This is a genomic window from Flavobacterium psychrotolerans, from assembly GCF_003097635.1.
In the GTDB taxonomy this organism is placed as follows: domain Bacteria; phylum Bacteroidota; class Bacteroidia; order Flavobacteriales; family Flavobacteriaceae; genus Flavobacterium; species Flavobacterium psychrotolerans.
Genome location: NZ_QCZI01000012.1, coordinates 46,144 through 61,859, shown reverse-complemented (window position 1 = coordinate 61,859; position 15,716 = coordinate 46,144). Strand labels below are relative to the sequence as shown.

9 protein-coding genes and 1 pseudogene are annotated in these 15,716 nt (G+C 34.7%); 4 read left to right on the top strand and 6 right to left on the bottom strand.

Annotation, left to right across the window (positions count from 1 at the left end):
• Positions 1-109: 109 nt before the first annotated feature.
• Positions 110-753 (top strand): annotated as a pseudogene (locus DB895_RS14530) (Eco47II family restriction endonuclease).
• Here the strand turns inward: DB895_RS14530 and DB895_RS10260 are convergent.
• The 6 genes from DB895_RS10260 to DB895_RS10235 form a co-directional block, all read right to left on the bottom strand.
• The gene (locus DB895_RS10260) at positions 734-3,877 is read right to left on the bottom strand and encodes a DUF3427 domain-containing protein (protein WP_243694659.1); all 3,144 of its coding nucleotides are present in this window, start codon (positions 3,875-3,877) and stop codon (positions 734-736) included. The pseudogene DB895_RS14530 and the gene DB895_RS10260 sit on opposite strands and share 20 nt — an antisense overlap.
• Positions 3,878-4,153: 276 nt before the next feature.
• Complete coding sequence (locus DB895_RS10255) at positions 4,154-4,960, bottom strand: ABC transporter ATP-binding protein (RefSeq protein WP_116725273.1); 807 nt, start codon at positions 4,958-4,960, stop codon at positions 4,154-4,156.
• Positions 4,961-4,981: 21 nt separating this feature from the next.
• Positions 4,982-5,869 carry a nitrate ABC transporter permease gene (gene ntrB, locus DB895_RS10250; protein ID WP_116725272.1) on the bottom strand — a complete coding sequence of 296 codons (888 nt, stop codon included), beginning with the start codon at positions 5,867-5,869 and terminating at the stop codon, positions 4,982-4,984.
• Between the two features lie 98 nt (positions 5,870-5,967).
• Positions 5,968-7,203, bottom strand: coding sequence for a CmpA/NrtA family ABC transporter substrate-binding protein (locus DB895_RS10245; protein ID WP_116725271.1), 1,236 nt, complete (start codon positions 7,201-7,203; stop codon positions 5,968-5,970).
• 20 nt (positions 7,204-7,223) lie between these two features.
• Positions 7,224-8,675, bottom strand: a complete 1,452-nt coding sequence (locus DB895_RS10240; RefSeq protein WP_116725270.1) for an alginate export family protein — start codon at positions 8,673-8,675, stop codon at positions 7,224-7,226.
• Between the two features lie 506 nt (positions 8,676-9,181).
• Positions 9,182-9,886, bottom strand: a complete 705-nt coding sequence (locus DB895_RS10235) for a Crp/Fnr family transcriptional regulator (protein ID WP_116725269.1) — start codon at positions 9,884-9,886, stop codon at positions 9,182-9,184.
• A gap of 181 nt (positions 9,887-10,067) precedes the next feature.
• On the opposite strand from DB895_RS10235, the gene DB895_RS10230 reads away from it, so the two are divergent.
• The 3 genes from DB895_RS10230 to DB895_RS10220 are packed head-to-tail and all read left to right on the top strand — an operon-like array spanning position 10,068 to position 15,644.
• Positions 10,068-13,583: a nitrate reductase gene (locus DB895_RS10230; protein ID WP_116725268.1), complete on the top strand. Its 3,516-nt coding sequence runs from the start codon at positions 10,068-10,070 to the stop codon at positions 13,581-13,583.
• A gap of 28 nt (positions 13,584-13,611) precedes the next feature.
• On the top strand, positions 13,612-15,051 hold the full coding sequence (locus tag DB895_RS10225) for a rubredoxin (protein WP_116725267.1): 1,440 nt from the start codon (positions 13,612-13,614) through the stop codon (positions 15,049-15,051).
• A 44-nt stretch (positions 15,052-15,095) separates the two neighbouring features.
• A complete protein-coding gene (locus DB895_RS10220) occupies positions 15,096-15,644 on the top strand; it encodes an acyl-CoA thioesterase (RefSeq protein ID WP_116725266.1) in 549 nt (182 codons plus the stop codon).
• Positions 15,645-15,716 lie beyond the last annotated feature (72 nt).

Below are 15,716 nucleotides of genomic sequence, written 5' to 3'. Positions count from 1 at the left end.
TTTTTGTGTATTGAATTTATTATTGGGAGTGTCTAATAATTAAAAACAGGAGTTTAAAAAATGAATGAAAAATCACTACTTTAGCTAAATAATCCTATTGCCAATATTTATGAAGAACAAGTATGTAAATTTTATTTCGGATGAACATTTTTTAAGTTGTGTAGCAAATCTTCACAAAGCATACTTAAAAGCTAAAAATAATATCACGAAGAAGAATTTTTACAGCAATAAAGTTGATACTATTAAGTTAACTTTTGATGCAAAATTTAATGATATCAATGAGGAAACCTTAATACAAGCAGAAGTATTACGTCAAATTGACAAGTCTATAAATAATTCAATCGGAACGTTTCACGAACAAATTTTGGGGGAATTAAGGGTTTTGAAGTTGGAAATTTAAGTGGATTTGATATAAAAGCTAACGATAATACTTTATTTGCTGTTTTTAAATTTAATGAAATTCCTAAAAATATTGAAGACTGTATTTTTGAAAAACTCTCAAAAGATGCTCAAATATTTAAAAAAGCAAAATTCTATTTAATTGATTTCACTATTGATACAAATTATTTTGAAAAATGGGTTATTGGAAATGAAGAGTATAAAGTAAGCCACAAAAATGTATTCAAAATATCTGGTCATAGTTTTTATGATTTGTTGAGTAGTAAAGTGAACTCACTTTCTAAACTCCAAAATAAATTGAAATTTGTAATCCAAGATTATTTAAAATCACATTCTATCCAACAGACATTTTAACTGTCGATTTCCATAAATAAGGAGGCAAAGGTTCGTTTAGTTTCCAATTAATACTCATGGGTTTTGTACCATAATGTTTTTGATAATTTACATCTCCCAAAAAGACATATCCCATTGTATTCCCAAACTGATTGGTATTTTGTTCTCTTACAAAAAGTAATATTTTCTTTTTGTTTTTTTGATGATTGATATATGATAATCCTTTTCCAATTTCTGGTTTTGATGAATTTTGTGATTGCCAGTGAAAAATTTCTTCATTAATGGCATAATCATTATACATTGTTGTTGGCGAATAATTTTTTTCTGCTTTTTCTAACGTTACTAACAGGAGCTCTGTATTCTTATCTTCCAAATTAACAACTCCTTCTCTATTGCTAGATTTTTTCAAAAAGGTACTATCTCCAAAAGCGGCTAAGATTTGTTCTCTAGTATAACGACTGTGTACTTTTAAAGGCTGTGAATAATCAAGTTGAACTTCTTTTTCAATAAAATCTATCCTATCAATTAATAATTCAAGTACTTCTATTATTTCATTTGTCAAGACTTTATTATTACCTATCAACCTAATACTTTCTTCTAGAGAATCTAAAGTTCCTACAGTTTGCCAAACATCATAATGAAGCATCAAACACATTAATTTTTCTTCATCAGAAAGTTTTTCAAAATCAATAATAAAATTGTCTTTAGCCAATTTTATTATAAATTGAAAATAAGAAAATGAATTACAAGAAAACCACTTTTTATTGATCGCTCTGTAAATTTCGGTTTCATTTATGGGTACGTAATTCTCAATTTGTTCAGCTTTCACACACAATCTTTTCCAATTTCCTTTTTTATAAATCAATTGTAATGGAATATGATAAAAATTCGAAAAGTTTTTTAATGTTAGTGGTAAAGTCGTTTGATGTTTATAATTACGGATTTTATTTAAAAGTTGATTGGTATTTAAAGCTGTAGCATTATGAATGTTTTTTAATATATAATCTTTTGCCTTTTTTTCTAAATTAATGGAACAGCCCAATGGCAAATGCGGAAAATTATCTTCCAATTCTTTTTGAATTGAGGTATTTGTTTTCCCTACCAGAGCTCTAAATTTACCTTCATAATCATATTCTGGTCTTGAATTTCCAACAAAATCTAACACTGTTAAACATTCTTTATCTTCTGCTAATCTCAAACCTCTACCAAGTTGTTGAAGAAAAACAGTTAAACTTTCTGTTGGCCTTAGAAATAAAACTGTATCTATTTCTGGAATATCAACTCCTTCATTGAAAATATCTACAACAAAAAGATAATTAATCTGTTTGCTAGAGAATCTTTTTCTAATATCATCTCTTATTTCATTTCTTGAACTCACTAAATAATCAGCCTTCAAACCTGAAAGTAAAAATTTCTCTGCCATAAATTGAGCATGTTCTTGACTGATACAGAAGCAAAGTGCTCTTACGTCTTTTATATTTGTAAGATACTTGTTTAGGTTTGAAATTATTTCACCAATTCTTTTATCACTTCTAGTATAAATATTTGTAAGCTCACTTGGTGAATATCTTCCATTTTGCCAAGTAACATTAGATAAATCAATACTGTCTGTAATTCCAAAATACTGAAAAGGACAAAGTAATTTTCTATTAAGCGCTTCAGGTAATCGTATTTCAGCAGCAATTACATTACAAAAATCCTTAAGAATATCTTCATTATCCATCCTTTCAGGAGTTGCGGTCAAGCCCAAAAGTATTTTAGGTTCAAAATGTTTTAGAATTGATCTGTAACTCGATGCGGCTATATGATGAACTTCATCTACAATAATGAAATCATAAAATGTATTAGAAAGTTGTAAAGAATCTATTCTATTATTCAACGTTTGAACAGACGCAAAAACACAATCATATTTTTCTGGTTCAATTCCATCAACCCATAATTCGCCGTAATTATTATCTTTTAAAACACCTTGGAATGTTGCCTGTGCTTGTTGTAAAATTTCTTTACGATGCGCAACAAACAATAATTTAGCACTTGGATTATTTTTCTTGAAAAATTTAAAATCAAAAGCTGAAATTACTGTTTTTCCTGTCCCGGTTGCTGCAACTATTAAATTTTTATATCGTTTATGTACAATTCTTTCCGTTTCTAATTTTTCTAAAATTTCTTCTTGAAATGGAAAAGGTTTTAAGTCAAAATAAGCTGATGAATTATTTTTTTCATACGATTTTTCCTTTTTTAAAGCGATTCTTAATTTTTCAGTATCTTTCGATTTGTCAAACAATTCAAATTCTTTGTCTTGCCAATAGGTTTCAAATGTTTTTTGAAATTTATCAATTATATGACCCACCTCTTTTGTAGTAACTTTCAAATTCCATTCTAAACCACTCGTTAATGCTGAACGTGAAATATTAGAAGATCCAATATAACCAGTATGAAAACCAGTATTTCTATAAAATAAATACGCTTTTGCGTGAAGTCTTTCATTTTCTGTATTGTATGAAACCTTGATTTCTGTATTTTTTAAAGTTGATAAATATTCTACTGCTTTCAAATCAGTAGCTCCCATATAGGATGTTGTAATGATTTTTAATTCACCTCCTCTTTCGGTAAATTCAGACAATTCTTTTTCAAAAATTCTAATACCTGTCCATTTAATAAATGAAACTAGGAAGTTTATTTTATCAGATGACAAAATTTCTTTTTTAATTTCACTTTCAAGTGAAATTCCAGCATTACTTCCTGTAAATAATTCACTTTGAGACAATCTTGTATATGGAGTAATCTCTTTGAGATGTTTTTCAAAATCAGAAAAATTAGCATTTAATTTTGAGAAAATTGCAGAAAGAATCCGTGCTTCAGTAGCTATTAAATCTTCGTCAAACTCATTATTATTTAATTCCTTCTTTAAAAGATTAATAATTTTGTTAGAAAGTTCAATTTGTTTTTCAACACTATCATCTCCGGAAATTAGGTTCAGAGCAAATCTAATTACTTCTGACAAATATTGTGAAAATAATCTTGCTGCTTCGTTTTTATCAATTTCATTCTGTTTGATATAAAACTTTGCTTTGTCTAAATCATTGATTTTTGAAAATACTAATTTGGTTATTAGTTGCTCATAAATGCCGTTTTGGTACATCATGCAATTTTATATTTTAAACAATAGAAAACATTTTTTATGGGACTAAATTGATACTGCCAATTTGACTTTTTGCTTATATATTCTGAATTACATTCTCAATCATAACCAAATAATTTACCCCTACTCATTAAATATAAATTTAAAAGAAAAAATGAATTAACCAAACAAATTAAAATATTATAAATTATTATTTTATTCGTAACCATTCCAAAACAAAAAAAAATCCCCATAATAGCAACTATTACAGGGATTCCTAACTAAACAAAATTAACCAAACTAATTTTTATACACCATTCCCATATCTTCAATAGAGAATTTATCGGTTAATAGGTGCAATAATTTATCCCTTAATTCAATATATTCAGGCATTTTCACGATTTCAATTTTGTTTCTTGGCCTTGGCAAATGCACCTCAACGATTTCTCGAATAGTAGAAGCGGGACCGTTATTTAACACCACAATTCTGTCTGACAAAAACAAGGCTTCCTCTATATCATGGGTAATCATGACAATCGTTTTATCTCTGTTGTTCAAGTTCCATAATTTCAAAACCTCCAATTGCATGGAGCCTTTAGTAAGGGCATCAAGCGCGCCAAAAGGTTCATCAAGCAATAAAACTCCTGGATTGATGGCAAAGGCTCTGGCAATGGCGACTCTTTGTTTCATCCCACCGGACAATTGTCCTGGTAATTTATCTCGGTGTTCCAATAAATTAACCATTTTAAGATTATTGTCCACGATTTCATGTTTTTCTTTCTTGGAACAATCCATTACTGAATCTACCGCCTGAAAGATATTTTCATGCACTGACATCCAAGGCAAAAGGGAATAATTCTGAAAAACAATTCCTCGATCCGGTCCCGGCCCTTTTATCTTTTTACTGTCTAATTCTACCGTTCCCCCCGTTGGCGTAAGCATCCCTCCTATGGCATTCATGATGGTCGATTTTCCGCAACCTGAATGTCCGATGATGGAGATAATTTCCCCTTTTTTGATGGACAAATTAATGTCTCTTACCGCAACATATTTCCCTTTTGGAGTTGGAAACGAAATTTCCAAATCTTTGATTTCTAAATAACTCATGGTTGTGATTTTTTTATGTTATTAAGCTTTATAAGCTACTTTGTTTTCGATAAAAGTGAAGATTCTGTCAAATAGTAATCCTACAACACCTATAATGATGATGGCTGATATTACTTTTTCTAAGCTCAAGGCATTCCAGCTGTCCCATACAAAGAACCCGATTCCTGCCCCGCCTGACAACATTTCGCCAGCCACAATTACCAACCATGCCACGCTGATGCTCAAACGCAATCCCGTAATGATGTGGGGCAAACTGTATGGAATCAATATTTTTGTTAAATATCTCATTTTTGAAAAACCAAATGCTTTAGCCACATTCTTATGATCTTGCGGAATTGAAGCCACACCAAAAGAGGTATTAATTAAAGTTGACCATAAAGACGTAATAAATACAATAAATATGGTGGCCATTCCCGTATCTTTAAAAACCACCAAACCTATTGGAAACCAGGCCAAGGGAGAAACCGGTTTTAGCAGTTGCACAATTGGATACAAAATTTGTTTACAAATGGCGCTTGCTCCCATCAAAATCCCGATTGGAATTGCAATTAATGACCCTAGCAAAAAGCCAGAAAGTACCGTTTTTATCGAAACGAATAATTGCAATCCGATGCCTTTGTCGTTAGGGCCGTAATCATAAAATGGATCACGCAACATTTCGTATAAAACGGTTAATGTAGCTTTTGGCCCAGGCAATGCCTCTTTAGTATAAATGCTTACCAGACTCCAAAATCCTGCAAAAATCAGTAAACCAAGACAGGGAAAAAGTACCGATTTCGATTTTAAAATTAAAATATTTAATGCTGATTTTAGCTTTTCGTTTTCAGCAAAACTTTCCGTTTTGCTTTCTGTCAAAACACAGATTGTTTGATCTAGTTCGTCGATGGTTAATGTATCTTTATCAGACATGGTAATATAGTTTAGTTTAATTATGTTTTTGTTACGCAATCATTCATTATCCCTCCCTGCAAAAAAGAGGGATAAGAATGCTGTTTAATTCAATCGTTTTATCTTTTTACGACTTTTAAATAGGCTTCGGGATTTGAAGGGTCAAAAACGGTTTTGTCCATGGTGAGAGAAAACGGTTTCATGTCATCATTCGGCACTTTTACCTTCATGCTGGCAGCCACTTCTTTATACAAATCATCCAAAATCAATTTATCTGCAATCGCTTTGTAATTGGGAGCTTCTTTCAAATATCCGAATCGTACATATTGTGCCATTGCCCAAATGGCGTAGGATTTTCGAGGAAAGTTGACCATTCCGCCTTTGTGAAACAACATATAGTCGTTGTCATACACTTCTACCCCTTGGTTGCAACCCAAATTGTAATCTCCCATCAATCGGGCTTCAATCACATCGGCAGGAGCGTTTACGTAAGGTGCTTTTCCGATAATTGCAGCCGCTTTTTTCCGATTTGCAGGGCTGTCAAGCCAAATACAGGCTTCCATAATCGCTTTCATCACTTTTTTAAGATCCTCTCTGCGTTCCTTGCTGAATTCCTTGTTTACGACTAATGCTTTTTCAGGATGGTCTTTCCAGATGTCTTGAGATGCAATTTGGGTAAAACCAATGCCTTGTTTTACGGCAACACCGCCCCATGGTTCTCCTACGCAATAGCCATCCATGTTTCCAACCTTCATGTTGGCCACCATTTGAGGAGGAGGAATCGTAATGATTTTAACTGCTCTTTGATTCAATCCCGCTAATGACATCCAATTGCGCAACCACAAATCGTGAGTCCCCCCAGGGAATGTCATGGCAAAGGTTACTTCTTTTTCTGCCTTTAATTTTGCCGCAACAACCGGAGTTACCTTATTCATTTGCTTAAAACCTACTTTTCCGCAAAAATCATTCGAAAGCGTTATGGCCTGACCGTTTACGTTTAGCATCATGGCAATCATCATTTCTGATCCTGCTTTGCCGCCAACCCCTGTATATACTGAGAATGGCATAGAATACAAACAGTGTGCCCCGTCCAGTTCTCCAGTTAAAATCTTGTCGCGAACATTGGCCCATGAAGTTTCTTTGGTCACTACAACATCAACTCCATATTTTTTGAACAAACCCAATTCTTTTGCCATAACTATAGGAGAACAATCTGTCAGTGGAATAAATCCCAACTTAATCGGTTCTTTAGACTGGGCATTGGTTGTTGTTACCGATAATGAAATGAGCATTGTAACCAAGGCTAACATTGATCTTGTTAAAAGTCTTTTTATTTGTGTATTAAAATTTTTCATCTTGTAGAAGTTAATTGTTATTATTTCTTAGCTAAGAAATTCGGTTTGATGTTTAATGTCACATAGGCAAATTGTGGACTTAAATCCGGAGTTGTAACATTTTTCACCTGCGCTGATGCCATTGAATTTGTGGCTTTCATGATAGAATATCCTGCTTCAAAATTGACCATTTTGGTTAGATTGTATTTTACAATAAAGTCTAATTCTGTCCCTAAATAAGAATCTCTTGTACCTCCAGTTCCATTAGACAGCTTGTTTGCTGCTTCAAAACCATGAACTTCTAATAAAAAAGTCAAATTGTCTTTCATATTATATTTTGCCTTAAAGAAATAGTTCAAGAGACCCTGTTTTCCAAATCCGCTGGCGGCATAAAAATAATCCATACCTCCCCAAAACTTGTGTGGCGTACCATAAAGTGGATCAAAGCGGTTATTGTCTGACGAAGCCGTAACAGTTTTTGTTCCGTCATCTCCGGACAAATAATCAACCCCGGGACCTACAAATAATTTTCTTCCCACTTGTAATGTTGAAGTTATAGATGCTAAATTGGCTTTTATAGACCTTCCATCCTTATCATGCCCACCTTGGTAGTATGCACTTCCTGTTAGGTTTAATTTTCTTTTAATAGTCGTATTAAAGTAAATTCCGGTCGTGTTGCGGCTCCAAACTCCAGTACCAGAGGTAATAGTCGTCACGGCAGGTACTCCGGAAGTCACGCTGGTATATTTGTTAAAATCATCCTTAAAGTACAGAAATGACAGGTCTCCAAAAAAGAATTTCTTGTCTATATAAGCATATTGAAACGATTTGTACATTGTACCAATGCCATTAGTCCCCGCCCCATAAGCCGTAGGTATTCCATTATAAACCGTTCCCGCGGGCAGCTCCTTATTTTGGTTAAAGGCGGCTCCAACATCGGCAATCCATCCTTTATTGGCGAATTTTAAAACAATCGCATCGTGTCTTCGGCCTTGTTGCAACCAGTCTAAGCCCCCTAATACTTTTTGGTCATCGTAGGCAATTTCCTGACGCCCAACCTTTAATGACAGGTTTTGAATACTGCTAATCGTGTCATTTAACATCACTTCCGCCCAAGCTTCATGAAGCATCACACCGTTATTTGCCTCTGTGGTTGTTCTGTTAATGGAAGAAGCATCTTGTCCCCAAACACGAACATCTTGCAATGCCGTAAATACTTTGAATCGGTAACCTGTAAATCCTAAATTTAATCGGCTTCTTTGAGAAGTGAATAGTGCATGGTTATCGCTTAGCTTTTGAAGTGTACCCTGACCCGCTCTCATTTCGGTCCTGGTTCTTATTTGTCCAGTGGCGGTTAATTGCGCATTGGCATTGTTATAACTTATTAATGATAAGGTTATGCCGCAAATTAGTGATTTTGAAATTTTTACTTTTTGGGTTTCTATTTTTCCTAAACCCAAAATATTTAAAAGTGTTGTTTTAATCTTTTCCATTTTATTTGATTTATTGGTTCGGTACAAATATACGTAAGTATTTTTACGTAGAATTATGAGATAAAACAGATAAAAACAGTCTTTTAATACCCAAAACAGGATTATTCTAACAGTTTATTTACTGCTTTTTCGCAGGAAATAGAGCAAAAGCCAAGTATGGCTTGGCCTATGCAACCGTCAAATACGTATTTGCAATTACTTATTTTTATACCTATTTTTTGCAGGGGGACTTTTGGCTTTTCAATTTTTGCAGTCTTATCAATCCATTACCTTAACCAACAAGAATGAAATGGTGTTCTATAAAAGTTACGAAGTGTAAAAATTGGCTGAGAACCAAAACATTGAAGTATTTATGGTAAATATCAAAATATTAATGATAACTATTCAAGAATTAATAAAATCCATTGAAAAAATAATGATAACCATTAAAGAATTAAAACAAAACCTAATTACTAGTGACAATCAGGTTGTTATCAATGTGAATTATATGATGAATCGAATTCCGTTTATAGATACTTATGCTCCCTTATTTCGGACTGTAGTTTGTCTATATTAATTAAGCCTATTTTCTTGCCAACGGATTTTATCAGCAATTCTTTTTTTAGGCTTGAAATGACCCGTATTACTTGCTCTTCAGTAGTTCCTGCAAAATCGGCGATTTCCTTTCTGGACAAATCAAGTTCAATTATGCCGTTAATTTGACCAAATTTTTTGTGAATATATAATAAGGTATCAATTACCCTTTCCCTCACGTTCATTTGGGCAATTTTTCTAATCTTATTTTCACTTTTATTTAACTCGTCTGCATAAAATAACATTAAATCAAAAGTAATCTCAGGAACATTTCGAAGGATGTCTAACATATCTTCGTTGCTGAAATTACACAATAGGGTATCTTCCAGAGCGTAAGCGCCAATAAGGTATCTTTTGCTTGCGCCAAAACCCCTAAAACCAACAGTATCCCCGTCTTTAGTGAATCTCACGATTTGCTCCCTTCCGTTGATTCCTGTCTTAACGGTCTTGACTTTTCCTTTATAAATAAAATACAACCCCTGAATTGGTGCGCCCTCAATGATAAATTGTTGCGATTTTTTACAACCAAAACTGCGCTTTCTATCAATGTAATCTTTCATTTGATCTAAATGAATGTGTTTTTTAATAAAACAATTTACATTTGAGCAGGCATTACAAATTGCTACTTCTTCTTTCATGGGGAAAATTTATAAACGTTCACAAAATAATTCAGCTCTTATTATTTATTTTAAACAAAAATATAAAATAATATTCGTTTTATACGTATTTATACGTAAAAATACTTATTTTTACACTTTCGTTAGATAAAACAGATTACCGTATAAGACTTTCATTATTACTAAAGAAATTCAATCAATAATGCAAAAATCAGAAATCAAAACCACGTGTTCCTATTGTGGAGTGGGATGTGGAATTATAGTAACCAATGATCCTAAAAACGGGGTAAGCGTAAAAGGAGATGTAAACCATCCGGTGAACAAAGGAATGCTCTGCTCTAAAGGCATGAACCTTCATTATGTTGTGAACGACACTTCCGACAGAATACTTTATCCTGAAATGCGTTGGAGCAAATCCCATCCCAAAGAGAGGGTGAGCTGGGATACTGCTTTAGATCGTGCAGCCGCTGTTTTTTCTTCCATAATAAAAAAACATGGGCCAGATAGCGTAGGGTTTTACATCTCGGGACAATGCCTAACCGAAGAATATTACCTCGTAAACAAACTGGTAAAAGGATTTCTAAAAACCAACAATATCGATACCAACTCCCGCTTGTGCATGAGTTCGGCGGTGGCGGGTTACAAAAAAACATTTGGAGAAGATTCCGTACCCATTGCTTATGACGACATCGAATTGGCGGACACTTTCTTGATAACCGGAGCCAATCCTGCTTGGTGTCATCCTATTCTCTTTCGTCGAATTGAACAGCACAAAGAGAAAAATTCGAAAGTAAAAATTATCGTAATCGATCCCAGAAGAACCGATTCGGCAATAGCAGCTGATCTGCATTTACAAATCGTTCCGGGTACCGACATTATTCTGTACCATGCCTTGGGCAAAAGGTTGATCGAAAAAGGATATGCCGACAATGATTTCATTAAAAACCACACCGAAAATTTCAACTTATATAAAGACTTGGTTATGTCCAGTTCGCTGGAGAAAGCCTCAAAACTATGCGGAATATCCGTAAACGACATCAAATTGGCAGCCGACATGATAGGCAAAGCCAAAGGTTTTCTTTCACTTTGGGCAATGGGACTTAATCAGAGTGCCATTGGCGTGGATAAAAATACGGCCTTGCTCAACCTTTCCTTATTAACCGGACACGTGGGGAAACCGGGCTCAGGTCCCTTTTCACTAACGGGACAACCCAACGCCATGGGAGGTCGTGAAGTGGGTGGAATGGCCAATTTACTGGCGGTTCATAAAGAATTGAATAATCCGGTTCATCGCAAGGAAGTGGCTGATTTTTGGGGAATCGAGGATGAGATATCCGAAAAACCTGGGTTGACGGCTACGGAAATGTTTGATGCTTTGGAATCCGGAAAAATGAAGGCAATTTGGATTATTTGCACCAATCCTTTGGTCAGTTTACCCGATTCCCGCAGGGTTGAAAAAGCATTGGCAAATGCCAAATTCGTTGTGGTTCAGGATATTTCTCATAATGCCGATACGTCAAAATTTGCCGATTTATTATTGCCCGCAGCTGGTTGGCTGGAGAAAGAAGGAACCATGACCAATTCCGAAAGGCGTATTTCTTATTTACCGAAAGGCATAAATGCTCCAGGCGAAGCACTTTCGGATGTGGAAATTCTGACTCGTTTTGCGAAAAAAATGAATTTCAGCGGGTTCAATTTCAACACTCCCGAAGATGTTTATAAGGAATATTGTTTGATGACAAAAAACACCACCATCGATATTTCCTTTTTAAATTACAATCGACTCAAAAACGAAGGTACTTTTCAATGGCCGGTTCCAGATTACGGACACCCTGGAACACCCCGTTTATTTGCCGATAAAAAATTCTATACCCCTTCGCAAAAAGCGATTTTCAACATCCCAACGGCCATTGAAAATACTTCGGAACAACCTAATAATCAATTTCCGTATATCCTTACCACGGGGCGCATTAGGGACCAATGGCATACCATGACTAAAACGGGCAAAGTATCCCGATTGATGACGCATATCCCGAGTCCGGTGCTCGAAATAAATCCTATTGATGCTTATAAAGCATCAATAAATAACGGCAATATTGTTGTCGTAACCAGCAAAAACGGAACTGTTCGCGTAAAAGCAAAAGTATCCGACACAATTCGGGAAGGTGTTCTATTCTTGCCGATGCACTGGGGAAAACAATTGGAAAACGATTTGAATCGAACCAATAATTTAACCAATACTCTTGTAGACCCTGTGTCGAAAGAACCCGATTTTAAATATACCACTGTTTCCGTCTCTAAATATGTGAAACCTTTCGAGAAAATAGCAGTTGTGGGTGCCGGTGCCGCTGCATTCCGATTCATACAAAACTACCGGGAAATCAATACTACCGATGAAATTATTGTGTTTTCCAATGAGGAAAATCCTTTTTATAACAGGGTTTTATTACCGGAATACGTAACTGCGGAGCTTTCTTGGGAACAGCTTTTGAAAATAAAAGACGAGGCGTTAAGTAAGCTGAATATCACTATGAAATCGGGTGTTTCAATAGACAATGTAAACACCAAAGAAAACACAATTGTCGATAGTGAAGGTACAATCCATGCTTTTGATTCCTTAATATTAGCTACTGGAAGCCGACCTTTTGTTCCTGAAAACGCGCAATTGCATTTACCGGGTCGATTCACCATTCGGAAAAAAGAGGATGCAGACCGATTGAAAAACTATCTGGACGGCACTAATTTAGTTGCAGAAGAACAACATGTAGTTATCGTAGGTGGTGGATTATTAGGATTGGAATTGGCCGCAGCCCTAAAGCATAAAAAAGTAAAAATAACAATAATTCAAAGAGCCTCCCGGTTAATGGAACGTCAACTGGATCGTATTTCCAGTAAATTACTGGCAGAAGAAGTACAACTTCGAGACATTCAAATTTATTTTGATAACGAAGTTAGTACGGTATTCGAAACAGAAAATCCGAATGAACTAGAAATTGCCCTGAAAAGTGGACGAATTATCACTGCCAATGCCATTGTGTATACGATTGGTACAATTCCAAATATAGAAATAGCCAAAGAATCCGGAATTTCATGCGGACGTGGAGTGAAAGTAAACCAGTACCTGCAATCGTCAATACCAAATGTTTTTGCCATTGGAGAAATAGCCGAATTCAACAACCAATTGTTCGGAATCACCTCTGCGGCAGAAGAACAAGCTGACGTATTAGCTAATTATATGGCCGGCGATATCAGTAGCTTTTATAAAGGCTCCGTTTTGATGAATATCCTGAAATTGGAAGATATCAATCTGTGTAGTATCGGAGAAATTGAAATCCAGGAAAATGATGATTCCTATGAAGAAATCGTGTTTGCCGATTTGGGGAAAAGATATTATAAAAAATGTGTGGTCAAAAACGATTTGTTGGTAGGTGCAATTCTGATGGGCGATAAAAACGAGTTTGCTGAATTTAAAACACTAATTGAAAGCAAGATAGAGTTATCTGATAAAAGAAATACTTTACTAAGAGGAAGTTCGAATGCCAAACCCGTTTTAGGAAAACTCGTTTGTTCTTGCAGCCAAGTAGGACGCGGAAATATTGAAGAGGCCATAAAAGCCGGAACAACCAATTTTACTGAATTATGTAGAACTACGGGGGCTGGATTGGGTTGTGGAAGTTGCAAAACCGAAGTGAAAGAAATTTTATCAAAATGTAAATAAACTGTTTCAAAATTTAAAAGAAACTAATATGGAATTGACAAGATTAATAGTAAAAGGAGGCGTAATTTCACCTGGTGAATTGCGAGAAATTGTAAATATGGGATTAGAGCAAGGGATAAATGCCATCTCTTTTGGTTCTAGGCAAGACATTATATTCCCTAAAGGCTTTACCCCAATTGACAAGACTAAAACAGGGAAAAATCATTTTGTTTATCCCAATGAAAAAAGCGGTAATAACATCGTTTCTTCCTACGTATCCACGGACATTTTCCGAAACACACCTTGGCTTACCGGAAATAAATTTTTATATATATTAGAGCAATTTAAAGAACATCCAAAGTTAAAAGTAAATATAACGGATCCAAAACAACAATTAGTTCCTTTGTTTACGGGGCATATCAACTTTATTGCTTCAGAACATGAAGATTATTGGTTTTTATATATCCGTTTGCCAAAATGGGACAAAATGGAACTGTATCCCGTATTGATTTACAGTTGGAATATAGCTGAAGTCTATTCAGAGATTGAAAAAATACTAATTGAAGAACCTGATTCTGTTGATATGATTTTTCAATTGGTCAGCGATGCTTTAGACACAAACAATCGTACCATCGACAAACCCCTAAACATTCCATTCTACCCTTTCCCTTATTACGAAGGAATGAACAAACTGGGAATTGACCAATATTGGCTGGGATTATACTGGAGAAACAACCTCTATGACTTGGAATTTTTGAAAGAAATGTGCGATTTATGTTTTGATTGCAAAATTGGTAAAATATGTATTACGCCATGGAAATCCTTTATTGTAAAAGGGATTCCGAAAGACCGAAAACTGGACTGGGAAAAATTCCTGGGAAAAAAAGGAATTAATGTGCGTCATTCCCTCTTAGAACTCAACTGGCATTTACCGGTTGCGATGGAATGGGCTTTAAATCTTAAAACTTTTTTGGTTCGAACGCTGGATCAATTTGACATTAGCACATACGGACTTACCTTTGGCATATCCGATTACAATCGGGAGGGACATTATTTCACTTCAATAGTAATCGAAAAAAATGAATTGCCAAAGGACTTAGAATCCATCAAAATTAGGGATACCTATAACGTGTTGTATGCCAAAAATTTTGACCCAAACACCAAGGAATATATCGTTCATACCCAAGATGTTGACAAACTCGAATTACCAACGATTTTGATTGAATTGAGCAGGAAGTATTTTGAAGATTTAGGCAATTTAATTATTGAAGTAAATACAACTTCCATAAAAAAAGAAAAAGCAGCACAAGATATTCACCAATGCCCCGAATGTTTGACGGTATACAATTCTGAATACGGCGATATTATTCAAGGAATTGAAAAAGGGGTTTTGTTTAAGGATTTACCGCAAGATTATTGCTGCTCCTTATGCGAATCTCCAAAAATAAATTTCACACCATTGACAGGGCAAAAAATAGACATTTTATAAAAAATTTTCAGCAGTAAATTCAATACAACTAAAAGTATCTCTAAATGAATCCAAATTTCAAAACGGTAAGTTCATCACACGTCTGTATTTCTCAATTAATGCTTCCCTCCTATACCAATTTTAGCGGAAAAATTCACGGTGGGTACATTTTATCATTACTGGATCAAATCGCTTTTGCCTGTGCTTCCAAATTTTCAGGAAATTACTGCGTAACGGCCTCTGTAGATACCGTTAATTTTTTAAAACCTATTGAAGTTGGCGAATTGGTGACCATGAAAGCATCTGTAAATTACGTAGGAAGCAGCTCCATGATTGTTGGCATTCGGGTTGAGGCAGAAAATATCCAAACGGGAATTATAAAACATTGTAATTCCTCCTATTTTACGATGGTTTCCAAGGATAAAGAAGGAAATAAAGCAGCTGTTCCCGGATTAATTCTCACTAATCTTAAGGAAGTGGGGCGTTTTCAAAACTGTGTCAAACAAATCGCTTTGAAAAAAGAGAAGGAATATCAAAGGAGCATTGCCACTTTTGGATCTATAGAAAGTATTTTGAGTGAAAATCAGTATAATGTTAAGGTAGAATTGCAGTAACTATTAGTTATTAATTTTAAAAAAAACTAATTTCCTATAGAATCTAAAAAGACTGTTTTGCTACGTATTTAA

Coding starts and splice junctions, on each gene's coding strand:
- DB895_RS10225 (WP_116725267.1), top strand. CDS start 13,612: ATGGAATTGACAAGATTAATAGTAAAAGGAGGCGTAATTTCACCTGGT.
- DB895_RS10220 (WP_116725266.1), top strand. CDS start 15,096: ATGAATCCAAATTTCAAAACGGTAAGTTCATCACACGTCTGTATTTCT.
- DB895_RS10240 (WP_116725270.1), bottom strand. CDS start 8,675: ATGGAAAAGATTAAAACAACACTTTTAAATATTTTGGGTTTAGGAAAA.
- DB895_RS10260 (WP_243694659.1), bottom strand. CDS start 3,877: ATGATGTACCAAAACGGCATTTATGAGCAACTAATAACCAAATTAGTA.
- ntrB (WP_116725272.1), bottom strand. CDS start 5,869: ATGTCTGATAAAGATACATTAACCATCGACGAACTAGATCAAACAATC.
- DB895_RS10245 (WP_116725271.1), bottom strand. CDS start 7,203: ATGAAAAATTTTAATACACAAATAAAAAGACTTTTAACAAGATCAATG.
- DB895_RS10255 (WP_116725273.1), bottom strand. CDS start 4,960: ATGAGTTATTTAGAAATCAAAGATTTGGAAATTTCGTTTCCAACTCCA.
- DB895_RS10235 (WP_116725269.1), bottom strand. CDS start 9,886: ATGAAAGAAGAAGTAGCAATTTGTAATGCCTGCTCAAATGTAAATTGT.
- DB895_RS10230 (WP_116725268.1), top strand. CDS start 10,068: ATGCAAAAATCAGAAATCAAAACCACGTGTTCCTATTGTGGAGTGGGA.